Below are 21,519 nucleotides of genomic sequence, written 5' to 3'. Positions count from 1 at the left end.
CGCTTCCTGAGGGGACGTGAAGCCGCCTCCCCGGGCGCCAGGACGAAGTCCAGCCACCAGCACGAGTTAAAACCACAACGTCCGGCTTCGTGACTGTTCAGGCGAAATAGGCGGTAGACCACAAAACGGGCGATACTCTGGACTGCACCGCGGCGTGGGTCTCCGGCGTCCCGGAGACCCACGGTCTGGATCAGCGAACGAACGTGATCTCGCGGGACGCGCTGTCGCTCTGCGGGTAGAAGTCGACCCGAGCGGTCGCGAACGCGACGCCCGGCTTGAACGGCTTCGGGCCCGGAACCACCGAGGCCTTCACCTTGTTGGTGCCGTCGGCCTCGCAACGAATGTTGTAGAGGTAGGTCACGCCGCTGGTCACCTGCCCGCCCACGCGCTGGCTGACGGTGACCTGCGAGTCGAACGACCGCTGCGGCACGCAGTTGACCTGGATGGTCACCACGCCGGCGGCACCGTTGGCCTTGATCTGCGCGGTCTTGTTGATTTTGGCGATGCCACGGGCCGGCGACTCCGACTGCAGTTGCACGGCGGCGCCGGCCGGCACCGCGATCGCGAGGGCCCCGCCCACGGCGATCGCCCCGGCGACCAGCAGACGTGCTCTCTTGTGTTTGGTCACTCTTCTTCCTCCCCTGTGATGGATGGTGCTACCTCTTCACTGCGGACGGTCTGACCAGCCAGTCCGATGAGCAGGCCGGCCAGCAGCGGCAGTGCCGCCGGCTGCCACAGGAAGTCAAAGGCGCTGTGCACGGCGAAGCCGACCAGCGCGGCGGTGCTCCCGGCCCACGTCAGGCTCGAGCCGCCGCGTGCGCGGAGGACGATCGCCCCGGCGGCGGCGATCAGCACGCCGAGCAGCGCGGTGCCGACCAGGCCAAGTTCGACGGTCAGCTGTAGGTATTCGTTGTGCACGAAGCGCGCGATGACCGCGTCACCGGCGTCGTCGAGCCAGACGAAACGCGCCAGCCCGGGTCCGGTGCCCACCCAGGGATGCGCGGCCACCAGGTCGAGCGCGGCAGAGGTCGCGTGGCTCCGGCCCCACGAAGCGAGGGTGCCTCGGTTGGCGACGACCGCGCTCCAGTGCGCGTGCGCCAGCGCCGTCACCGTCACCAGCGCGGCAAGGACGGCGACGAGCGCACCGCGGTGGCGGACCAGCGCGATGAGCGCACCGACCACCAGTCCTGCGGCCGCGACCCACGGCCTGGGCTCGGCATCGACAGCCGTCGTCGGCAGGAGCGCACCGACCGCGACGGCGGCACCGAGCAACGGCCCGGCGAAGAACCGGCGGAGCAGCCCGCAGAGCACGGCCAGGCCGGCGGCGAACGCGATCAGGCCGGCCCGGCTCTGCGTCGCGCCGAGGCCGGTGACGAGCACGAACGCGGTCAGCGCGCGGGGTGTCGAGGCTGGCCGGGCCGCGAGCGAGGCGAGCGCCAGCAGGGCCAGCCCGCCCAACACCGCGGCCGCGGCGTTGGGGTAGGTCAGCGTCGACGACGCTCGCCACAGCCGGCCTTCGACAGCGACCGCCCAGATCGGCACCCGGAACGCCGCGCCGATCCACCCGGTCACGGCGACCAGCGCGCCCACACCGGTGAGCCACCGCACCAGCGTCTCGCGCTCCCCGGCGTCGGCCCGCACCGTCAGCGCGGCCGCGCTGACGAAGACGGCCAGGGTGCCGACCGTGCCGAGCACCGTCGGCCAGTGACCACCCGCGGTCAACCCTCGCGCGACCGTCCACACCGCGAGCCCGGCGGCGGCCGCCGCCAATGGCACGAGCTGGCGGTCGATCCGGCTCCCAGTGGTCGCGGCGATCACCACGGCAACGGCGACCAGGCCGCAAACGACCAGCCGGCCACCGAGGTAGAACCCGCCCTGGGCGAGCACGCCGGCCGCCACCGCCGCGAGCAACACGGCTGACGACGCCGACAGGCCAGTGACTCGCTCGTCCAGAGTGGACGGCTGTGCATCGATCATCGCGGTTTCCCCCCGGCCCGCCGGCGCGCTCATCAGATCGAGCGGCTTTACACACGTCAGACGTGGGAGAGCTTGATCGGGTTGCACTGCCGCAGGGATAACCGTGGGTATGACGAGCTTCCGACCGAGACGGGTAATTCATCGTCGCTTGGTATATGAGGCACCCGCACCATGGCACCGGAACGCTAGGTCGACGTCCTCGTCGGCGGCGCGATGAGCGCGCGTCGTCTCGCCCCCGCGGCACGAACGTGAGCCGGTCGACGAGGCGGCTGCGGCCGCGTCGTCGACCGGCTCACGGACTACTTCTTGCCGGCGGCCGAGGCGGCGAGGTCGACCTGGCGGATCGCCTCGGCGACGCCGCCGTTCCAGGGCGTGCCGTGGCCGGGCAGCACCCAGGTCGCGTTGATCTTTTCGAGCCGGCGGAGCGAAGCGATCGCCTCCTGCGGCTCGTCGGTGAACGGGGCCGGCTGCGGGCCGCCCTTGCCGGTCAGCACGTGGCGGGTGGTCAGGCCGTCGCCCACGAAGACCGCGTCGGCGATCGGCGAGTAGACGGCGATGCTGCCCGGCGAGTGGCCCGGGAGGCCGATGATCTCCGGCGCGCCGGGGAGGTCGAGCACCTGGCCCTCGTGGATCTCGACCACGTCGGTGAGGTAGGTGGTGCGCATGCCGCCGTGCGTGGTCGCGTACCAGAGGAATTGGCTCAGCGCGCCGATCTTGACCTTGCCCCAGCTCGGCTTGGTCTTCTCCTCGCCGCGGGCGCGGGCGGCGTCGGCGGCGTGGACGTAGATCGGGACGCCCTGCTCGCGCCGGAGTCGCTCGGCGAAGCCGATGTGGTCGGTGTCGCCGTGGGTGAGGATCACGCCACGGATGTCGCCCAGCGACTTGCCCATGCCGGCGAGTTCCGTGGTGAGCTCGCCCCAGTGACCGGCCAGCCCAGCATCGACGAGGGTCACGCCCTCGTCGGTGTCGATCAGGTAGACCGCCACGATGTCGTTGCCGATGCGGTGCAGGTGCGGTCCGAGCTTCATGATGTTGCCCTCTCCACGGGAAAGCCGTCGTCGTCTACGATGGCTACGGTACATAGCCATCATGGCTATTGGCAATAGCTATCGTGACGTGAGCCGCGTCTCGATGGATGGAGGATGGGATGCCGACGCCCGATCGGACCTCGCTCGCACAGATCGTCGAGGCCGCCCGCGAGATTCTGGAGTCGGCCGGCATGGCCGGGCTGACGATGCAGGCGGTCGCCGACCGGGTCGGTGTGCGGGCGCCGTCGCTCTACAAGCGGGTGCGCAGCCGCGGCGACCTGATCGGGCTGGTCGCCGAGGCCACCGTTGCCGACCTGGCTGCGCGGCTCGAGGCGATCTTGACCGGCACCGATCCCCGCAAGGACCTGACCGAGCTGGCCCGGGCGTTCCGCGCGTTCGCGCACGCGCATCCGGTCGGCTACCGGTTGATCTTCGACTGGGGTCCCGACACGGCCAAGCCCGATCAGGCCTCGTTCGCGCTCGCCGCCGCTCCCCTGCTGCGGATCGCCGCCGACCTCGCCGGGCCGGAACACGCGCTGGAGGCCGCCCGCACGATCACCGCCTGGGCCAACGGGTTCCTCAGCATGGAGTTGGCCGGTGCCTTCAACCTCGGCGGCGACCTCGACGTGGCCTTCGAATACGGCGTAGCCCGGCTCGCCGACGCCTTCATCGGCACCAGGCCGGCGGCGATCGGTTGACCGTCAGGCGCTCGCGCGTACCCCATTGATCGTGGTGTTGCCCTGCTGTGCCGGGAAACCGATGGTCTTCAGGAACGTGGCCGGGAAGTTGAGGTCCGGCGCGGTCAAGCGGTCGAGTTCGGCCAGGTGTTCCGGCGCCAGGTCGACGTCGAGCGAGGCCAGGTTGGCCTCGAGCTGGCGCAGGCTGCGGGCGCCGAGGATCGTGGCGCTGACCAGCGGCTGCTGGCGGACCCAGGCCAGCGCCGCGGCCGCCCGGGTCGTGCCGAGGCTGTCGGCGATCCGGCCGAGCGCGTCGAGCACCTGGAAGGTGCGCTCGTGGAGGTGGCGGCCGACGAACATCCCGCGGCCGGCGCCATCGGGGCTCTGGTTGTCGCGGGTGTATTTCCCGGTCAGCATGCCGTTGGCCAGCGGGCTCCAGGGCATGACGCCGAGGCCGAGCTCGCGGGCGACACCGAAGAGCTCACCCTCGGACGTACGCTCCAGCAGGTTGTATTCGACCTGGATCGCGGCGACCGGGCTCCAGCCGCGCCATTGCGCGAGGGTGGCCATCCGGGCCACGGCCCACGCGGGCGTGTCGGACAGGCCGATGTAGCGCACCTTGCCTTCACGGACCAGATCGTCCAATGTGGAGATTGTTTCCTCGAGCGGCGTGTGCGGGTCCCAGTTGTGCTGCCAGTAGAGGTCGAGATAGTCGGTGCCGAGGCGACCCAGCGACTCTTCGACGCGCCGGCGGATCGCCTTGCGGCCGGTGCCGCCGTTGTTGGGGTCGGCCGGGTCCATGCTCAGCGCGAACTTGGTGGAGATGACCAACCGGTCGCGCAGGCCCGGGCGCTTGCCGAGGTAGTTGCCGAGCACTTCCTCGGCGCGGCCGCCCATGTAGGCGTTGGCGGTGTCGACCAGGTTGCCGCCCGCGTCCAGGTAGCGCGACAGGATCTCGTTGGACGTGTCGTCATCGGCGCCCCAGGACGCGTCGCCGAAGGTCATCGTGCCCAGGGCCAGGGGGCTGACCCGCAGGCCGGTGCGGCCGAGCGTACGAAAATCGGTCAGGTTCATGGTTCTCACGCTAAGCAGGCCCGGCGGCGAATGCAACCATCTAGTTGGTTTCATTCGGTGACCTGCGCCTCAGCATGGAAACCAAACGGTTGAATTGTTAGCCTCGGTCCATGTCCTACGACTCGGCCGCCACCCGGGCCCGCCTGCTCGAGGCGGCCTACCGGGAGTTCTCGGAACGCGGCCTGGCCGGCGCCCGGGTCGACCGCATCGCGGCCGCCGCGCGGGCCAACAAGCAGGCGATCTACGCCTACTACGGCTCGAAGGAGAACCTCTTCGACGCGGTGCTGACCGAGCGGCTCAGCGTGCTGTCGGACACGGTCCCCTTCGACCCCGATGACCTGCCCGGGTATGCCGGTGCGATGTTCGACGCCCTCAACGCCACCCCCGAGTTGCTGCGCCTGACCAACTGGCGGGCCCTGGAGCGCAACGACACCGGGCCCGGCTGGGTCGAGTCCCACCTGTCCAAGGCCCAGGAGTTGCGGGCCGCGACCGGCCTGCCCGACGACGCCACCGCGATCGATGTGCTGGAGATCGTGATCGCCATCGCCAGCACCTGGGTCAGCGTGCCCGCGGAACTGCGCGCGGTCGGCGGCGAAGACACCGACAAGCGCCAGCAGGCCCACCGCGCCGTCGTGGTCGCGGCGGTCACCGCGATCCGGGACGCCGTGCTCTGATGGCGGCGCTGGCCATCTCCACGGTGGCCGCGTTCCTGCTGGCGTTGCTGTCGGCCGTGGCCGGGTTCGGCGGCGGTGCGCTGCTGCTGCCGGTGTTCACCGCCATCTTCGGCCTGCGGGTGGCGGTGCCGGTGCTCACCCTCACCCAGATCGCCAGCAACGGCGGCCGGGTCTGGTTCAACCGCGAGCACCTGCGCTGGCACCTCATCGCCCGGTTCAGCGTCGGCGCCGTCCCGTTGGCGATCGTCGGCGGGCTGCTGCTCGCCCACGCCCCGCTGGAGCCGCTCAAACGGTTGCTCGGGGTCTTCCTGATCGCCGTCGTGCTCTGGCGGCACCTGCGCCGGCAGCCCAAACCTCCGTCGGACAACGCGTTCATCGCCGTGGGCGCCGCCTCCGGGCTCGGCTCGGCCCTGCTGGGCTCGGTCGGCCCGCTGACCGCACCCTTCTTCCTGGCCAAGGGCCTCACCCGCGCGGTGTTCATCGGCACCGAGGCGGCGTGCGCGCTGCTCATGCACGCGGCGAAGATCGGCGCGTACGGCACGGCGAACCTGCTCACCGGCCGGGTGCTGCTGTTGGGCGCGGCGCTGACCCCGGCAACGCTGGCCGGCGCGTGGGCGGGCAAGAAGGTGGTCGCCCGGATCAGCGACCGGGTCTTCGTCATCCTCGTCGAGGCCGGCCTGATCGCCGCCGCCCTGCTGTTCCTGACCGGGATCGCCTGATCCGGTTATTTCCCGACGACGGCCCGGTCGGGTTGCTGGGCCCGGATCGTCGCGGCGCCGCGCGGTGGCAGCATCTCGACGGTCTGCACCATCCAGAAGACGATGAAGATGGCGGCCACGAAGATCTCGAGCCAGAAGAGGCTCATCTGGTCGGTCAGCCACAGCACCGCCAGGACGGGCGTGACGACCAGCATCGCCAGCGCGATGACGTTGTAGCGGTGTCGCTTCGCGTTGGCGGTCACGTTCTGGAGGGCTGCCGATGCCGACGACGGCCGCTTTCCCTGGGTGGGCGGCTCGTCGCGGAATCGGCGCGCGTTGACGAGCACGACGCCGAGGATGCAGGCGAACAGGCCGAGGGCGGCCAGATAGTGCGCGTTGTCGATGAGCGCGGTGAGGCTGGTCAGCATTGCGATCAGGCCGGCCACCCAGAGGAGCACCGCCGCGCCGAAGCCCCACCAGAAGGGCTTGTCGGTCGACCCGTCCCGGGCCGCGAAGAACAGCGTGGCGACGAGCGCCAAGGCTCCCACGACCAGCAGGGCGGCGATGCCGTTCTCGACGCTCGCCCGAGCGGCGTCGGCCAGCGGCCAGACCGCGTCGCAGTCTGGGTTCGCGGTCTGTTCGTTGAGGACCGCGACGTCGGCCTGACGGCAGACGACCAGCGCCCGGCGATAGTCTTCGCTGCGCGCCGTGGGAACGACCGCGACCACGGCCGCGAACACGCCGCCGAGGTTGAGCAGGATCTCCTCGCTCCGTCGGGTCCCTTTGAGAGCGATCATGCAAGCGCCCAGACCGATGAGCGCGCCGACGAAGATGGTCTGCGCCGCGGTGTAGTAGTAGGCGCTCACCGAGCCGAGCAGGTGCCAGTGTTGACGCGCCGTCTGCCAGAACACCGCGACCGCCAGGCCGACCAGCAGAGCGACCATCGCGGTGCGCAGATAGGTGTAGGACTTGACCAGGCGATCGTCCTCACTGGACACTTCGACCCCTCACGCTAAGCCCCGCAACTCCAGACCATAAGAGACGCTGGACCGGCCGTACACCGCATGAAGTGGCGGATCTTGGTCACATGAAGTTGCGGGTGTGCAGTGCGGACAGCTCCGCCGCCTCGTCGGCCGGGAAGCCGAGCCGCTCGAGGCGCTGCCGGCGGCCGTCGTCCATCGCCGCCTGGAGTCGTTGCACGGCGCGGTAACCGCGGGCGACCCGGCCGCGGTCCACTCCCCTGCCGCGAGCACGACGAGGGCGTCGAAGACGTCGGCGTTGAGGCCGGCGGTGTCGACCAGGGCGTCGTGGCGGCGTTCGACCGCGGCCCGCAGCCGACCGCGCAGCGTCGGGTCCAGCGCCGCCTGGTGCTCGAGGTGGGCGACCCCGAAGGCGACGTGGCGGGCCTCGTCGACCCGGGCCAACCGGGTGACCTGGCGGGTGACCGGGTCCGGCGCGTGCTCGTCGAGAAAGCCGAGCAGCGCCAGGAAGCTGCCCTCGCCGAGGACCGAGAGCAGGAACGACGCCAACGAGAAGTCGGTCTCGGCGAGCAGGCTGGTCAGCGATGCCCGCCCACCCGCCGACGAAGTGCCCAGCTCGGTGCCGGACAGCAACGCCCGCCGGGTGAAGACCTCGATGTGCCGGGCCTCGTCGGCCGCCTGCACGGCGAGCAACTGCTGCACCTCGCGGAAGTGCGGGTGGATCCGGGCCAGCAGCCTGGCCGGGATGACCAGGGCGGCCTGCTCGTTCTCGACGAGATAGGTCATCACCTGCACGACCGCCGCGTCGATGTCAGCGGGCAGGTCGGTGCCGGCCGACCAGTCGACCGCGACGGCCGGGTCCCACTGTGCCGCCGCGGCGTGCGCGTAGAGCCGGGGCGCGAGGTCGGCCCAGACCACGTCGCGGTCGGCGATGTCGAACCAGGGCGGTGTCGGCCCGCCGGCCTCGACCAGCGCGCCACGGGCCGCCAGTCCCCAATGAGCCGGCGGCCGCCGGACGATGCCGTCTGGGCGCGGCCCGCCGGCCCGTTGCGCGCCGATCCACCGCAGGCCGGCGGCTTGGCCGAGCGAGACCACGCAGCCGTCGGACTCGACGGCGAACCCGTGACCCCGGCTCCGGCACCAGCCGCGCAGGTGCACGGCCAGCGCCGGATCGTGCCCGGTGACCCGCAGTCGCCCACCGGGCGGCAGGGCCCGCAGGGCGCGTTCGAGCAGGATGTGGGCGCCCGCTTCGAAGCCGAGCCGGTCGAGGTCGAGCCCCGCGTCGGTCATGGCGTGTAGTCGGCCGCGGTCACCTGGCCCTTGGCGTCGTAGAAGCCCTCCTGGTCGACGGCGTCGGCCAGCTGGGCGTAGCCGCTGGTCCGGCCCGGCTCCCAGACCTTCAGCCCTTCGAGGTCGAGCAGCGGGCGGACAGCCTCGTCGGCGTAGGACATGGACAGCAGCAGTGCGACGAACCGGTCCGCGAGCGCGGCGGGTGCCGTGTCGACGAGCGTCATGTTGCAGTGGTCGAACGGTGCCGTCTGGGCCACGATCCGGGTGCTGCCCGGCGGGAGGGTGCCCTCTCGCGAGAACACGAGGTGGTTGGCGTCGATCATGCACGCCGCGTCGACCTCGCCGGCCGCCAGCGCCCGGGCCGCCTCCCGCTCGCCACCGACATGGTCGCCGTGCAACCCGACGCCGATGTCGAACCGGCGGACGGTCAGGTCGGCTGCCCCGGCCGCCCGCAGGTGGGCCAGCGGGATCAGGGTGGCCTGCGGCGAGTCGACCGCCCCCACGGCGACCGTGCGGCCGCGCAGGTCGGTCGCCGAGTGCACATCCGAGTCGGAGCGCACCACGACCACCGACGTCAGGTCGCGGTCGGTGTCGCGCATGACGGCGGCCCGCACCGCTCGGCCTTCCGCGGCGGCCAGGCGCTCGGCGCGCACCCACGCCAGCGGTGAGTTCCACGCCGCGTGGATGCGGCCGGCGACCAGGTCTTCGACCTGCCGCTCGTAGTTGGAGTAGAGCAGGTAGTCGAAGGGCAGCCCGCGGTCGCGCAGCCAGCGCCGGAAGCCCTCCCAGATGGTGACGACCTTCGGGTCGTAGGCGACGGCACCCATCAGCAGCGTCACCGTGGGCCTCCGAACAGCGGCAGGCCGAGCGTGGCCCGGCCGACGAAGTCGCGCAGCGCGGGCGTCGTCGGTGCCATCACCCGGGCGGCGAGCGTGTCGCGGAAGCGCCGTTCGACACCGAGTTCCTTGCGGAAGGCGGCACCGCCACACAGGCGCATCACGCCATCGGCGACCTCGGAGGAGACCTCCGACGCGACGGCCTTGACCTGGAGCACCCGCAACGTGGCGTCGGCGCGACCGCTGGCCAGCGCTCCGAGGGTGTCGGCGAGAAAGGCCCGGGCTTCATCCCCACGGGTACGCAGCCGCGCGTATTCGGCGCGCGCCACCGGCTGCTCCGCGAGCGTCTGGTCGAGGTGCTCCAGGCGCGTGTTGGTCAGGTGCGTCGCCGCCTCGTCGAGCAGCGCGGTGGTCAGCCCCACGGAGAACGCCGCGTTCCCGGTCAGGAAGGCGGGCAGCGCCGTGCCGAGCGCGATGTCGAGGCCGGCTCCGTCGTCGCCGAGCATGGCCTCGCGCGGCACCTCGACGCCCTCGGCAACCACCGGCCTGGACGCGTTGCCGCGCAGGCCGACCCCGTCGAACTGCCCGGCCACCCGCAGCCCGTCGGCATCCGCCGGGACGAGCCACAGCGTCATCGGGCCGTCGGCGGCCAGCGGCCGGCTCGACCACACGTAGCTGTCGGCCTCGCCGGCCGACGTGATCCAACTCTTGCGGGCGTCGAGGCGGACGACGGCACCGTCGCCGGTCGCCGTGCTCACCGGCGCCCAGAAGTGGCTACGCGAGCCGGCCTCGGAGAACGCCAGACTGCTGACATGCTCACCGCGAGCGATGGCCTCGCGCACCTCGCGCGGGCCGTGCGCCTCGAGCACACAGGTCGCGGCGTAGTGCATCAACACGACCATCGCGGTCGAGCCGCAGGCCGCGGCGATCTGCTCGATGACCTCGGCCGCGTCGCCGAGCGTGCCACCACCGCCGCCTACCTCGGTCGCCGACAGCAGGCCGAGGATGCCCGCCGCCCCGAGCGCGTCGAGGGCGGCACGCGGGTAGGTGCCCGCGCGGTCCACTTCGGCCGCCGCCGGCGCGATGGTGCCCGCGATGACAGCTTCCAACGCGGCGCGATAGTCGGTGCTCGTCTCAGTGCTCAACCGGACCCTCCTGCGACTCGGACTTGCGCCCGACACAGTCTTCCAGGTCACACAACGAATGCTCAGCAAGCTAACCGGGTTTTCCCAACTGCGCGACGCATCGTTGAGCGCCGCGCCCGCCGCCCCGGGCGCGGGTATGCGCACGAGGAGGAACGTCGCCCATGTCCGGTGAAAGCAAGGCTCGTGCCGCTGCGGCCCGGAAGGCCATGGAGACCGCGCGGAAGCGCGACCGCCGGCGGAAGCATCTGTTCACCGGCGGGATCGTCGGGTTCGTTGTGCTCGTTGTGGTCGGTGTGGTTCTTGCGCTCACGTTGCACAAGTCGGACTCGGCCGCCGCCGCGGCCGCGATTCCGGCCTCGCCCGCGACCACCGCTCAAGGTCGCACCGACCCGCCGCCGTGGGCGGTGCCAGCGGATACCGCCGCGCAGGTGAAGGCCGCCGGGCTGCCGATGTTGGGCACCGAGGGCACCACCGAGCACATCCACGCGCACGTCGACGTCGTCGTCAACGGCCAGCCGGTCGTCGTGCCCGCGGGCATCGGCATCGACGAGGCGACCGGCGAGCTGAGCCCGTTGCACACCCACGACACGTCCGGCGTGATCCACGTCGAGTCGCCGGTCCAGGCCGACTTCAGCCTCGGCCAGGTCTTCACCGAGTGGCAGGTGTCGCTCTCGGGCGACCACATCGGTGGCCTCAAGGCGGGCAACGGCGAGGAGCTTCACGCCTACGTGAACGGCAAGCCCTACCAGGGTGACCCGGCCGCGATCCTGCTGCACGCGCACGACGAGATCGCACTCGTCTACGGCACCGCGGCGCAGCAGGCCAACCCGCCCGCGAGCTTCACGTTCCCCGCGGGCCTCTGAGAAGCAGCTCAGTGCTCGTCGTAGTGGCCCTCGTGGGCAGCGTGTCGGTGATCCTCGTGGAGATAGTCGACGTGCCCGTCGTGGGCCACTGAGGCGTGCCCGCACCCGTCGCCGTGGATGTGGGTGTGTGTTTCCGCCTCGACGTGGTCGCTGACGGAGCATTCGTCGTAGTGGTCGCCGTGTTTGCTGTGCGCGTGGCCGTCGTGCAGATAGTCGGTGTGCCCGTCGTGCGCTAGTCCGATGTGGCCGCAGCTCTCGCTGTGCTGGTGCTGGTGCGGCTCGGAGTCGGCGTGCGCCGCGGCGGAGCACTCGTCATAGTGGCCGTCGTGCGCGTGGTGGCGATGCCCGTCGTGCAGATAGTCGATGTGGCCGACGTGTTCGAAGGCCTCGTGGCCGCAGTCGATGCCGTGGATGTGCTCATGGGCTTTGACGTGCGTGTGGTGCTCGGTGTCGATCGACATGGCTCCACCCCCCAATGAGCCAATTATCCCACCCGAACGGGACCGATCCGGCGGTTCCGCATCTTGACCGCGCACCCGAAGTTGAAAACCGTTACCGCCTGGCCTTTCCTGACGCGCCACAGCGCGCCTCTCGCGCACACACCTGGAAACGATTACCGTGTCCGGCGTGACCGCCCCCACGGAGCCGCAGCGGCGGCTGTTCGGCGACCGGGTCGGGTCGGTGGAGATCCTCGCCGCCCTGCTGATCGTGCTCGTCGTGTTCCGCAACCCCGTGTCGTCGGCGATCTCCAGCCCGCGCCTGCAGACCTGGACGACGGTGTTCGTCTCGGTCATGGTGCAGGCGGTGCCGTTCCTGGTCTTCGGCGTCGTCCTCTCCGCGGTGATCGCCGTGTTCGTGCCCCGCTCGTTCTGGGCCCGCGCCCTCCCCCGCCACCCGGCGCTGGCCGTGCCGGTCGCGTCGGTCGCGGGCGTCGTGCTGCCCGGCTGCGAGTGCGGTTCGGTGCCGATCGCCGGGTCGCTGATCCGGCGCGGTGTCACACCCGCCGCCGCCCTCGCATTTCTGCTCGCCGCTCCGGCGATCAACCCGATCGTGCTGACGGCGACCGCGGTCGCGTTCCCCAACAACCCCGAGATGGTCGTCGGCCGGGGCGTCGCCAGCCTCATCGTCGCCATGATCATGGGCTGGCTCTGGCTGCGGCTCGGCAAGGCCGAATGGATCAAGCTGCCGCACCGCGACGACGAGGGTCTCCCGAAGATGGTCGCCTTCTGGACGGCGGTCCGTCACGACGTCATCCACGCCGGCGGCTTCCTGGCCCTGGGCGCGATGGCCGCGGCCACGATCAACGTCCTCGTGCCGGAGCGCTGGCTGCTCACCCTGGCCGGCAATCCGGTGGTGTCGGTGCTCGCCCTCGCGATGCTGGCCGTGCTGCTGTCCATCTGCTCGGAGGCCGACGCGTTCGTCGCGGCGTCGCTGTCGCAGTTCTCGCTGACCGCCCGGTTGGCGTTCCTCGTGGTCGGGCCCATGGTCGACCTCAAACTGATCTCGATGCAGACCGGCGTGTTCGGTCGGCGGTTCGCGACGCGCTTCTCCCCGGCCACGTTCGCGGTCGGGGTGCTCGTCGCGGTCGGAGTGGGAGCGGTGCTGCTGTGAACCGGCAAGCGCAAGGAGTGGTGCTGCTGCTGCTCGGCGGCGCGGTGCTCAAGGCGAGCCTGACCGACATCTACCTGCGCTACGTCAAGGAGGGACTCCAGCCGTTCCTGATCGGCGCCGGCGCGCTGCTGGTCGTGACGGCCGTGATGACGCTGGTGCACGACCTGCGGTCACAGTCCAAAGAAGACAATCACGACGGCCACCACCACGCGCACGGCCCGGCGGTCGGCTGGCTGCTCGTGCTCCCGGTGATCGGCCTGCTGCTGGTCGCACCACCCGCGCTCGGCGCGTTCGCGGCCGGCCAGGCCGGCACCGCGGTGCCCTCCAAGGCCGCCTCCGAATATCCGCCGCTGCCGCCCGGCGACCCCGCCACCATCAGCATTCTGGAGTACGTGTCCCGCGCGGTCTACGACAACGGCGCGTCCATCGGCGGCCGCACGGTGCGGATGTCGGGCTTCGTCATCCGCGGCCAGGCCGGCGAGCTCCTCCTCGCCCGGATGATCATGTCCTGCTGTGCCGCCGACGGCCGGCCGATCAAGCTCGGCATGACTGGCAACGCACCACACGACCTGGCCGCCGACACCTGGATCGAGGTCACCGGCCGCTTTACCGACAAGGCCGGCGCCGACCCCGTCAACGGCGAGCGGATCCCCTACGTCGACGTGCAGACCTGGAACCAGATCGACCCACCGCGCAACCAATACCAGTGAGGCTCACGACAGCGTCCGCAGGTCGATCACGTGCCAGGCCAACCGGTCGTCGAACCCGCTCGACCACCACAGGTATCCGCCGCGGCAGAGCACGCTGACCGCGTCGGACGCGACCCGCACGGCACCACCGCGGGCAATGTCGTAGATGGACAGTGGCCGGCCGCGCTGGGCCCGCGTCGCGGGCGTGAGGTCGGTCAGGAACTCGAACCGGTCGAGCACGGCGACGTCCGAGACCGGGAAGCCGGCATCGGCCCGGGCGATCTCGCGGCGCTGCGTGCCGTCGATCCGCATGAGGTCGATGCGGCCGTTGCCCTGGTCGTCGTCCATCACGATGGCCCGGCACCAGGTGGCACCGCACTCCGGGAACTCGGTCTGACCGGCGACGAACTGCTGGGTCACGTTGCGCACGCGATCCATCAGGCGCACCCGGCCGCCGCCGATCACGTCGCTGCTGTCGAGCAGCCAGGGCCAGGCGACCGGCGACCAGAGCCCGGGCACCGAGGTCGTCCTGGCGCCGGTGCCGTCGAGCGAGACCGATCTGACCTCGGTCGACTCGCCGGCGACCGCGGTCCAGTGCAGGCGACCATCGGCGATGCTCAACTCGTAGGCCGAATCGGTCTGCCGCACGTCGCCGGCGTCCGCGGCGATCCGCCGGCCGGCACCCGTGCCGTCGGCCGCCATGACCCACATCGACGTCGTCAGCGTGCCGCGCGCGTCGGCCACCGACTCGGCCCATGCCAGCCGACCCTCGCCGGCGACGAAGCCGTGGAACTGCGGAGCGGCTTCGGCCGGTAGCCGCCGCAGCTCCCGGACGTTGCCGGACCCCCGCACGACGACCAGCCGGACCGAGCCGCCGTCGGTGCTGAGCGCCGACCCGACCGACGTGCCCGCGTCGAGGAAGAAGGCGGGCGTGTAGGTCGTCCCGTCGGGCAGGGTGCCGGACACCGAGCCGCGGGTCGCCCGCGCCCACACGGACTCCAGCGTCGGCGTCGCAGACCGCGAGTCGCTGGCCGGCGAGAGCGTCAGCAACCACGTGCCGGCGACCAGGGCGGCGAACAGCCCGGTCCAGCGGACCCGCTCAACGACCACGCGTCGACTCCCAACCCGTCGCCAATCATGCGGACATGACAATACCGCAATCATAATGAAAATCACTTCCAACTCGCTTGTGTACGCCAGCGCAACGCCATTAGCGTCCCCCGGTAGTGAAATTCATTGTCAATACGGATACGAAAGGTGGCGACTCCGGTGCGTCATTACCGCGCAGGTCTTGTTGGTGCCGCCCTGCTGTCGATAGGTCTGCTGGCATCGGCGTGCGGCAACAGTGCTGACGGCGCCGCCCCCGAGCCGGCCGGAACGACCGCCGAAGACGTCTCGGTGGTCGCGTCGACCAACGTCTACGGCGACATCGTCCGGCAGATCGCCGGCGACAAGGTGACGATCACGTCGATCATCAGTGACCCGGCCGCCGACCCACACTCCTACGAGGCCAACACCCGCACCCAACTCGAGTTGTCCCAGGCCGACCTGGTGATCGAGAACGGCGGCGGCTACGACGACTTCGTCGACACCATGCTCAAGGCGGCCAACAGCGACGCGAAGGTGCTCAACGCCGTCGACCTGTCGGGTAAGAAGGCCACCGGCGGCGCCGAGCTCAACGAACACGTCTGGTACGACCTGCCCTCGATGAGCACGCTGGCGGACCAGATCGTCGGCGCCCTGTCGACCGCGGATCCCGGCGACGCCACGACGTTCACCGCCAACGCGGCGACGTTCAAGCAGAAGCTCCAGGACCTTGAGAAGACCGCGACCGAGGTCAAGTCGGCCCACTCCGGCGCCGGCGTCGCGATCACCGAGCCGGTGCCGCTCTACCTGCTCGCCGCGTGCGGGCTGGTCAACAAGACGCCCGGCGAGTTCAGCGAGGCGATCGAGGAAGGCACCGACGTGCCGGCCAGCGTGCTCAACGAGACCCTCGGCCTGTTCACCGGCAAGCAGGTCAAGCTGCTCGCCTACAACGAGCAGACGGCCGGGCCGGAGACCGAGAAGGTGCTCCAGGCGGCCAAGGACAACCAGGTCGGCGTGGTGCCGGTGACCGAGACGCTGCCCGCCGGCAAGGACTACGTGGCGTGGATGAGCGGAAACCTCGCCGCGATCAAGACCGCCCTCGGCTGATGCCGGAACCCGTGCTGGAGTTCGCCGACGCCGGCCTGTCGTTCGGACCGCGGGCCTTGTGGTCAGGTCTGTCGCTGCGCGTCGAGCCCGGCGAGTTCATCGCCGTCCTCGGCGCCAACGGTTCCGGCAAGACCAGCATGGTCCGCACCATCCTGGGCCTGCAACGCCTGCGGTCGGGCACCGTGCGGGTGTCCGGCCGCCCGGCGCGTCGCGGTGCCGACGCCATCGGCTACGTGCCGCAGCAGCGGCGGGTCGAGCCGCTCACCCCGCTGCGCGCCCGCGACATGGTCGGCCAGGGCCTCGACGGACACCGTTGGGGCCTTGGCCGGCCCGCCGACCGGGCCGCCCGGGTCGCCGCGGCCCTGGCTGCGGTCGGCGCGAGCGAGTTCGCGGACCGACCGATCGGCCTGCTCTCCGGCGGCGAGCAGCAGCGGGTGCGGATCGCGCAGTCCCTGGTCGCCGGCCCGCGCCTGCTGCTGTGTGACGAGCCGCTGCTCTCGCTCGACCTGCGCAGTCAACGCACGATCACCGCCCTGGTCGACCGGCAACGCCGGGAGAAGGGCACGGCGGTGGTGTTCGTGACCCACGAGATCAACCCGGTGCTCCCCTACGTCGACCGGGTGCTCTACCTGGCCCGGGGCAAATTCCGGGTCGGCACCGTCGAGGAGGTCTTCACCTCGGAGACATTGTCCGATCTCTACGGCGTGCCGATCGAGGTCGTCAACCTGCGCGGGCGAATCCTGGTCGCCGGTGTCCCGGAGGCCGAGCATGACTGACCACGGGATCTGGGGCCAGGTCTTCAACTTCAGCGACTACGGCGCCCTACTGGCACTCGTGCACAACTCGCTCATCGCCGGTGCCGTGCTGGGCGTCGTCGGGGGGCTGATCAGCACCTTCGTGATGATGCGCGACATGCCGTTCGCGGTGCACAGCATCAGCGAACTCTCGTTCGCGGGTGCGTCCGGCGCGCTGCTGATCGGTGCCAACGTGGTCGTCGGATCGCTGACCGGCTCGATCCTGGCGGCCCTGGTGATCGGCCTGCTGGGCAGCCGGGCCCGCGACCGCAACTCGATCATCGGCGTGCTGATGCCCTTCGGGCTCGGCCTGGGCGTGCTCTTCCTGGCGCTCTACAAGGGACGCTCGGCGAACCAGTTCGGGCTGCTGACCGGTCAGATCGTCGCCGTGGACACGCCGCAATTGTCCTGGCTGCTGGGCACGTCGGCGGTGGTGCTCGTCGGGCTGCTGGTCATCTGGCGGCCGCTCGCCTTCGCCAGCACCGATCCGGAACTCGCGGCCGCGCGTGGCGTACCCGTGGCGGCTTTGTCATCGGTGTTCATGGTCCTGTTGGGCCTCACCGTCGCGATGTCGGTGCAGATCGTCGGCGCCCTGCTGGTGCTCAGCGTCGTGTGCACGCCCGCCGCGGCGGCGATGCGAATAACCGCCTCCCCGAGGCTGGTCACCCTGCTCAGCGTCGGTTTCGCGGTGAGCTCGGTCGTCGGCGGCATCCTGCTGGCCCTCGGCAGCAGCATTCCGATCAGTCCCTACGTCACCACGATCTCGTTCCTGATCTACGTCGGCTGCCGGATTGCCGGTGCCCGGCGTTGACCGGAAACGCTTTGTCCACAATGTCGATAAACGTCTGACCAGCGCAATCATTGATGCGCACGCGTGAATGTCACGAGAGCGTCACGACCAGTTAGGTGGTAGTGACAGCCATCGTTTCGAAAGCGAAGGATGCGATCAACGTGCCTGCGTCGCAGGCCGTTCTCCCTCCGGAGGAACGATAGTGACCAACCCCCAGAACTGGCCACGGCGCGTCTTCGTCGGCTTGCTCGCGACCGCGGTGGCGACCGGCCTCACGACGTTGGCAGTTGGCCTACCCGCAGCCAACGCCGAGCCCGGCCCTACCAGCCCAGCACTGAAGGAAAGCCCGACAGACACCCTGGGCTCGCACGACCTCGACCTGCTGACCCAAGCCAAGGCCCGGGGCGAGAAGTCGGTAATGCTGATCATCGCCACCGACAAGGGCGAGTCGGCCGATGTGGCCGGCGCCCTCAAGAAGCTCGGCGGCACCGTGGCCAAGCGAGTCGACCAGGTCGGCTACCTGCGCGCCAGCGTGCCAACCGGTTCCGTGCTGAAGGCGGCCAAGCTGCCCGGCGTCTCCGCGGTCGACCTCAACGAGGTCATCCCGATGCCCGAGCCCGAGCCGACCGCGGCCCGCGCCAACATCGCCGCACAGGCGGCGACCGTCGGCGCGCCCGGTGCGGACACCCCCGCCGACAACCCCTACATGCCGACCGGCGAGACCGGCTCCGTCGCCTTCAAGCAGGCGCACCCCACGTGGGACGGCCGAGGCGTCACGATCGGCATCATGGACGCGGGCGTCGACCTCGACACCCCCGCGCTGCAGACCACCTCGACCGGCGAGCGGAAGATCACCGACTGGTTCACCGCCACCGACCCGGTGTTCGAAGGTGACGGCACGTGGCGCCCCATGGTGACCAACGTCGCCGGGCCGCAGTTCACCTACCAGGGTCTCCAGTGGACGGCGCCGCGCGCGGGTGCCTTCAAGATCAACCGGTTCGCCGAGACGATCACCAAGGGCAGCGCGCCCGGCGGCGATGTCAACCGCGACGGTGACACCACCGACCTCTTCGGCATCCTTTACGACCCGGCAAGCCACGACATCTGGGTCGACGTCAACCAGGACCGCAACTTCAGCAACGACGGCGGCCCGATGCGTCCCTACGGCGAGGACCACCAGGTCGGGCACTTCGGCACCGACAACCCGGCCACGGCCGTACGCGAGCAGATGCCGTTCGTCGTCGAATACCGCGAGGACGTCGACGGCACGCCCATCGGGGCACCGGCCGCCACCGACTTCGTCAACATCGGCATCATCGAAGACGCGCACGGTTCGCACGTCGCCGGCATCACCGCCGCGAACAACATGTTCGGCAACGACAACCTCGACGGCCAGGCTCCCGGCGCCAAGATCGTGTCTGCTCGCGCCTGCACCTGGGGCGGCGGCTGCACGGCAGCGGCCCTGAGCGACGGCATGATCGAGCTGGTCGTCAACCGGCACGTCGACGTCGTCAACATGTCGATCGGCGGCCTGCCGGCCCTCAACGACGGCAACAACGCCCGCGCCCAGCTCTACGACCGGCTGATCAAGGACTTCGGCGTGCAGCTGGTCCTCTCGGCCGGCAACAGCGGCCCTGGCGTCAACACCGTCGGTGACCCCGGCGTCGCCAACGATGTCATCGCCGCTGCGGCCGGCGTCAGCAAGGAGACCTGGCTCGCCAACTACGGCTCCGTGACCCGGGTTCCCTACCAGCTCTTCAACTTCTCGTCGCGGGGTCCCCGCGAGGATGGTGGGTTCAAGCCGACCATCACCGCTCCCGGCTCGGCGATCTCGACCACGCCGTTGTGGCAGCCCGGTGTCTCGGTCGCCGAAGCGGGCTACCAGTTGCCGCCCGGCTACCAGATGATGAACGGCACCTCGATGGCGTCACCGCAGACGGCCGGCGGCGTCGCGCTGCTCCTGTCGGCGGCGAAGGCCACCGGCAAGACGGCGACCCCGGCGGCGCTGCGGCGCGCGATCTCCTCGTCGGCGTCGTTCATCCCCGGCCAGCCGGCCTACGCGCAGGGCAACGGCAAGCTCAACATCCCGGGCGCCTGGGACCTGCTCGCACAGGGGCCGCTGCAGACCCGGACCTACGAGGTGACGGCGCCGGTCTGCACACCGATCTCCGACTTCCTTGCCACCCCTGACAAGGGCTCGGGCATCTACAACCGGTGCGCCGTCGGCCAGGGCGGGCAGCGCGCCGACGACAAGAAGTCCTACACGGTGAAGCTCACCCGGACCTCCGGGCCGGCCGGCGACATCAAGCACGCGGTGAGCTGGGTCGGTGACGACGGGTTCTACCGCAACGCGCCGAAGAACCTGATCCTGCCGCTCAACAAGACGGTGACCTTCACCGTCGAGACTCGCGGTGGTGAGGGCGCGCACAGCGCGATCATGCGGGTCGACGACCCGAAGACGCTGGGTGTCGACTTCGAGTTCCTGAACACCATCGTGATCTCCAACGCGCCGGCGAAGAAGGATTTCTCGTTCTCCGCCACCGGCTCGGTCGACCGGAACAACTTCACGACCTACTTCGTCACCGTTCCCGAGGGTGCGAAGGCGTTGCAGGTCAACCTCTCCGTGCTGACCGCCGGTTCGATGGCACGGTTCATCGCGATCAACCCGGTGGGTGTGCCGGTCGACGACACCGCGAGCGGGGCCTGCTACATCAACTTCTCGGATCCGGTCGCCTGTAAGCCGGACGAGCGGTCCTACGAAGACCCGATGCCGGGGGTGTGGGAGCTGGAAGTCGACTCCCGACGGACCTCGCCGACGCTCGAGAACCCGTTCCATCTGACCGCCCGCATCCAGGGTGTGACGGTGGACCCGGCCCAGGTCGAACTGCCGTCTGTGACGGCCGGCGTGGCCACTCCGGTGACCTGGTCGCTGAAGAACGTGTTCGGCCCGGTCAAGGTGGCGGGGCAGGGCGGTCCGCTGGGCAGCGCGCTGGTGCAGCGGCCGACCATCGCCGACCAGGAGGTGCAGACCTACGAGGTGGAGGTGCCGGCCGGGGCGTCGCGGCTCGATGTCGCGATCGGCAACACCAGCGACCTCGGCGCCGACCTCGACCTCACGGTGCGGCACGACGGCGCCGTTGTCGGGCAGTCCGCCGACGGCGACTCGGAGGAAGCCGTGTCGATCGCCAACCCGGAGGCCGGGGTGTACGAAGTCGAGATTGCCGGATACGCGGTTCCCGCGGGAACCACCGAATACGACTATCGCGACGTCTTCTACTCCCCCACGCTGGGCTCGGTCTCGGCGCCGGCGACGACCATCGACCTGCCCTACGGCGGGTCGGCGTCGATCACCGGTGCGGTGACGGCCCTGTCCACCCCCGCCCCCGGTCGGCAGCTCTTCGGTGAGCTGCGGATCGTCACGGACGAGGGCGCGGTCGTCGGCCGCAGCAACGTGGACATCGGCACCGTGATCCCGTAACACCCGTACGACCCGCGAAGCCCGTCCACGATTGTGGGCGGGCTTCGCTTATGCCGGCGCCGCGCTGGTCACCACGAACGGGGTGCCCTGCTGGCAGGTGGTGACCACGGAGCGGTCGACCCGGCCTGTGACGGTGACCCGGGCGCCGGGCCTCAGCACCGACCGGTCACCGCCGATCAGCAGGAACCCGTTGATCAGCAGGCAGCGTGACTCGACCCCGGTGGTGACGGTGCCGGTCAGCGTCGACAGGCCGCGTTTCGCGCCCGCCGGGGCCGGCAGGTCCTCGGGCCACTCGACGTCAGCCGCCATGACCGCTACCGGGCGCAGGTCGAGCAGGTGCCGAAGAGTTCCAGCGTGTGCGCCACGTCGGTGTAGCCGTGCTGGTCGGCGACCTTCTCTGCCCACCGCTCCATGGCCGGCCCTTCGATCTCGACCGTCCGGCCACACATCCGGCACACCAGGTGATGATGGTGCCGCGACCGGGAGCACTGCCGGAAGAGTTGCTCACCGTCGGGCAGCCTGGTCGCGTCGACCTCGCCGGCGTCGACCAGGAGTTGCAGCGTGCGGTAGACGGTCGTCAGACCCACTTTGGCGCCCCGCTCCCGGAGCAGCCCGTGCAGTTGCTGCGCGGTGAGAAAGTCGTTGACCTCATTGAGCAGCGCGATGACCTCGGTGCGCTGCCGCGTCGTGCGACTGGCCACCGGCCTCGACCCGTTCACCAG

Annotated in this window: 22 protein-coding genes; 10 read left to right on the top strand and 12 right to left on the bottom strand. The window is 70.4% G+C overall.

All coding sequences use genetic code 11. The annotated features are described in order from the left end of the window. Positions 1–190: 190 nt before the first annotated feature. From DFJ67_RS27100 to DFJ67_RS27090, 3 genes are all read right to left on the bottom strand, one after another. Positions 191–628, bottom strand: a complete 438-nt coding sequence (locus tag DFJ67_RS27100; RefSeq protein WP_116070610.1) for a hypothetical protein — start codon at positions 626–628, stop codon at positions 191–193. Beyond that, the gene (locus tag DFJ67_RS27095) at positions 625–1,977 is read right to left on the bottom strand and encodes an O-antigen ligase family protein (RefSeq protein ID WP_170215995.1); all 1,353 of its coding nucleotides are present in this window, start codon (positions 1,975–1,977) and stop codon (positions 625–627) included. Before DFJ67_RS27095 ends, DFJ67_RS27100 begins: the two co-directional genes overlap by 4 nt. A gap of 299 nt (positions 1,978–2,276) precedes the next feature. Next, positions 2,277–3,005: an MBL fold metallo-hydrolase gene (locus DFJ67_RS27090; protein WP_116070608.1), complete on the bottom strand. Its 729-nt coding sequence runs from the start codon at positions 3,003–3,005 to the stop codon at positions 2,277–2,279. A gap of 119 nt (positions 3,006–3,124) precedes the next feature. On the opposite strand from DFJ67_RS27090, the gene DFJ67_RS27085 reads away from it, so the two are divergent. After that, positions 3,125–3,703, top strand: a complete 579-nt coding sequence (locus DFJ67_RS27085) for a TetR/AcrR family transcriptional regulator (RefSeq protein ID WP_116070607.1) — start codon at positions 3,125–3,127, stop codon at positions 3,701–3,703. 3 nt (positions 3,704–3,706) lie between these two features. Here DFJ67_RS27085 and DFJ67_RS27080 read toward each other — a convergent pair whose 3' ends face one another. Next, positions 3,707–4,756, bottom strand: coding sequence for an aldo/keto reductase (locus tag DFJ67_RS27080; protein WP_116070606.1), 1,050 nt, complete (start codon positions 4,754–4,756; stop codon positions 3,707–3,709). A gap of 110 nt (positions 4,757–4,866) precedes the next feature. On the opposite strand from DFJ67_RS27080, the gene DFJ67_RS27075 reads away from it, so the two are divergent. Both DFJ67_RS27075 and DFJ67_RS27070 read left to right on the top strand, forming a co-directional pair. Further along, entirely contained in the window at positions 4,867–5,430 is a 564-nt protein-coding gene (locus tag DFJ67_RS27075) for a TetR/AcrR family transcriptional regulator (RefSeq protein WP_116070605.1), read from the top strand. After that, complete coding sequence (locus DFJ67_RS27070; RefSeq protein ID WP_116070604.1) at positions 5,430–6,149, top strand: sulfite exporter TauE/SafE family protein; 720 nt, start codon at positions 5,430–5,432, stop codon at positions 6,147–6,149. The genes DFJ67_RS27075 and DFJ67_RS27070 overlap by 1 nt, the downstream gene beginning before the upstream one ends. 5 nt (positions 6,150–6,154) lie before the next feature. Here the strand turns inward: DFJ67_RS27070 and DFJ67_RS42890 are convergent, their stop codons facing one another. Genes DFJ67_RS42890 through DFJ67_RS27050 form a run of 4 tightly spaced genes read right to left on the bottom strand, consistent with a single transcriptional unit; the run spans position 6,155 to position 10,379 of the window. Then, entirely contained in the window at positions 6,155–7,126 is a 972-nt protein-coding gene (locus DFJ67_RS42890) for a hypothetical protein (RefSeq protein WP_170215994.1), read from the bottom strand. Positions 7,127–7,135: 9 nt separating this feature from the next. Next, complete coding sequence (locus DFJ67_RS27060; protein ID WP_203783101.1) at positions 7,136–8,398, bottom strand: ferritin-like domain-containing protein; 1,263 nt, start codon at positions 8,396–8,398, stop codon at positions 7,136–7,138. Beyond that, positions 8,395–9,237 (bottom strand): phosphate/phosphite/phosphonate ABC transporter substrate-binding protein, encoded by an 843-nt coding sequence (locus DFJ67_RS27055; protein ID WP_239096980.1) that lies wholly within the window; start codon positions 9,235–9,237, stop codon positions 8,395–8,397. The genes DFJ67_RS27060 and DFJ67_RS27055 overlap by 4 nt, the downstream gene beginning before the upstream one ends. Next, positions 9,234–10,379, bottom strand: coding sequence for an acyl-CoA dehydrogenase family protein (locus tag DFJ67_RS27050; RefSeq protein WP_116070603.1), 1,146 nt, complete (start codon positions 10,377–10,379; stop codon positions 9,234–9,236). The genes DFJ67_RS27055 and DFJ67_RS27050 overlap by 4 nt, the downstream gene beginning before the upstream one ends. A gap of 161 nt (positions 10,380–10,540) precedes the next feature. Between DFJ67_RS27050 and DFJ67_RS27045 the strand changes: the two genes are divergently transcribed. Then, positions 10,541–11,242: a hypothetical protein gene (locus DFJ67_RS27045; RefSeq protein WP_203783099.1), complete on the top strand. Its 702-nt coding sequence runs from the start codon at positions 10,541–10,543 to the stop codon at positions 11,240–11,242. Between the two features lie 8 nt (positions 11,243–11,250). Here the strand turns inward: DFJ67_RS27045 and DFJ67_RS27040 are convergent, their stop codons facing one another. After that, positions 11,251–11,703 carry a hypothetical protein gene (locus DFJ67_RS27040; RefSeq protein WP_116070602.1) on the bottom strand — a complete coding sequence of 151 codons (453 nt, stop codon included), beginning with the start codon at positions 11,701–11,703 and terminating at the stop codon, positions 11,251–11,253. A 166-nt stretch (positions 11,704–11,869) separates the two neighbouring features. On the opposite strand from DFJ67_RS27040, the gene DFJ67_RS27035 reads away from it, so the two are divergent. Further along, on the top strand, positions 11,870–12,853 hold the full coding sequence (locus DFJ67_RS27035) for a permease (protein ID WP_239096979.1): 984 nt from the start codon (positions 11,870–11,872) through the stop codon (positions 12,851–12,853). Next, positions 12,850–13,563: a TIGR03943 family putative permease subunit gene (locus DFJ67_RS27030; RefSeq protein ID WP_116070600.1), complete on the top strand. Its 714-nt coding sequence runs from the start codon at positions 12,850–12,852 to the stop codon at positions 13,561–13,563. Before DFJ67_RS27035 ends, DFJ67_RS27030 begins: the two co-directional genes overlap by 4 nt. A gap of 3 nt (positions 13,564–13,566) precedes the next feature. Here DFJ67_RS27030 and DFJ67_RS27025 read toward each other — a convergent pair whose 3' ends face one another. Further along, a complete protein-coding gene (locus DFJ67_RS27025; RefSeq protein ID WP_116070599.1) occupies positions 13,567–14,652 on the bottom strand; it encodes a hypothetical protein in 1,086 nt (361 codons plus the stop codon). Between the two features lie 159 nt (positions 14,653–14,811). Between DFJ67_RS27025 and DFJ67_RS27020 the strand changes: the two genes are divergently transcribed. From DFJ67_RS27020 to DFJ67_RS27005, 4 genes are all read left to right on the top strand, one after another. Beyond that, positions 14,812–15,735, top strand: coding sequence for a metal ABC transporter solute-binding protein, Zn/Mn family (locus tag DFJ67_RS27020; RefSeq protein WP_116070598.1), 924 nt, complete (start codon positions 14,812–14,814; stop codon positions 15,733–15,735). After that, positions 15,735–16,511, top strand: a complete 777-nt coding sequence (locus DFJ67_RS27015; RefSeq protein WP_203783096.1) for a metal ABC transporter ATP-binding protein — start codon at positions 15,735–15,737, stop codon at positions 16,509–16,511. Before DFJ67_RS27020 ends, DFJ67_RS27015 begins: the two co-directional genes overlap by 1 nt. Then, positions 16,504–17,340: a metal ABC transporter permease gene (locus tag DFJ67_RS27010; protein ID WP_116070597.1), complete on the top strand. Its 837-nt coding sequence runs from the start codon at positions 16,504–16,506 to the stop codon at positions 17,338–17,340. The genes DFJ67_RS27015 and DFJ67_RS27010 overlap by 8 nt, the downstream gene beginning before the upstream one ends. Positions 17,341–17,521: 181 nt before the next feature. Further along, entirely contained in the window at positions 17,522–20,797 is a 3,276-nt protein-coding gene (locus tag DFJ67_RS27005) for a S8 family serine peptidase (RefSeq protein WP_239096978.1), read from the top strand. A gap of 48 nt (positions 20,798–20,845) precedes the next feature. Here DFJ67_RS27005 and DFJ67_RS27000 read toward each other — a convergent pair whose 3' ends face one another. After that, positions 20,846–21,106, bottom strand: a complete 261-nt coding sequence (locus DFJ67_RS27000) for a hypothetical protein (protein WP_116070595.1) — start codon at positions 21,104–21,106, stop codon at positions 20,846–20,848. A 5-nt stretch (positions 21,107–21,111) separates the two neighbouring features. After that, entirely contained in the window at positions 21,112–21,516 is a 405-nt protein-coding gene (locus tag DFJ67_RS26995) for a Fur family transcriptional regulator (protein WP_239096977.1), read from the bottom strand. Positions 21,517–21,519: the final 3 nt, after the last annotated feature.

Origin of the sequence: Asanoa ferruginea (assembly GCF_003387075.1) — a bacterium.
Classification (GTDB): domain Bacteria; phylum Actinomycetota; class Actinomycetes; order Mycobacteriales; family Micromonosporaceae; genus Asanoa; species Asanoa ferruginea.
The sequence above is the reverse complement of the archived record's forward strand: the minus strand, read 5'-3'. Positions and strand labels throughout refer to the sequence as shown.

What these genes read in the sequence shown, in the direction of transcription:
- DFJ67_RS27015 (WP_203783096.1), top strand. Translation starts at nt 15,735, where the DNA reads ATGCCGGAACCCGTGCTGGAGTTCGCCGACGCCGGCCTGTCGTTCGGA.
- DFJ67_RS27090 (WP_116070608.1), bottom strand. Translation starts at nt 3,005, where the DNA reads ATGAAGCTCGGACCGCACCTGCACCGCATCGGCAACGACATCGTGGCG.
- DFJ67_RS27010 (WP_116070597.1), top strand. Translation starts at nt 16,504, where the DNA reads ATGACTGACCACGGGATCTGGGGCCAGGTCTTCAACTTCAGCGACTAC.
- DFJ67_RS27095 (WP_170215995.1), bottom strand. Translation starts at nt 1,977, where the DNA reads ATGATCGATGCACAGCCGTCCACTCTGGACGAGCGAGTCACTGGCCTG.
- DFJ67_RS27040 (WP_116070602.1), bottom strand. Translation starts at nt 11,703, where the DNA reads ATGTCGATCGACACCGAGCACCACACGCACGTCAAAGCCCATGAGCAC.
- DFJ67_RS27000 (WP_116070595.1), bottom strand. Translation starts at nt 21,106, where the DNA reads ATGGCGGCTGACGTCGAGTGGCCCGAGGACCTGCCGGCCCCGGCGGGC.
- DFJ67_RS27070 (WP_116070604.1), top strand. Translation starts at nt 5,430, where the DNA reads ATGGCGGCGCTGGCCATCTCCACGGTGGCCGCGTTCCTGCTGGCGTTG.
- DFJ67_RS27075 (WP_116070605.1), top strand. Translation starts at nt 4,867, where the DNA reads ATGTCCTACGACTCGGCCGCCACCCGGGCCCGCCTGCTCGAGGCGGCC.
- DFJ67_RS27060 (WP_203783101.1), bottom strand. Translation starts at nt 8,398, where the DNA reads ATGACCGACGCGGGGCTCGACCTCGACCGGCTCGGCTTCGAAGCGGGC.
- DFJ67_RS27085 (WP_116070607.1), top strand. Translation starts at nt 3,125, where the DNA reads ATGCCGACGCCCGATCGGACCTCGCTCGCACAGATCGTCGAGGCCGCC.
- DFJ67_RS27045 (WP_203783099.1), top strand. Translation starts at nt 10,541, where the DNA reads ATGTCCGGTGAAAGCAAGGCTCGTGCCGCTGCGGCCCGGAAGGCCATG.
- DFJ67_RS27080 (WP_116070606.1), bottom strand. Translation starts at nt 4,756, where the DNA reads ATGAACCTGACCGATTTTCGTACGCTCGGCCGCACCGGCCTGCGGGTC.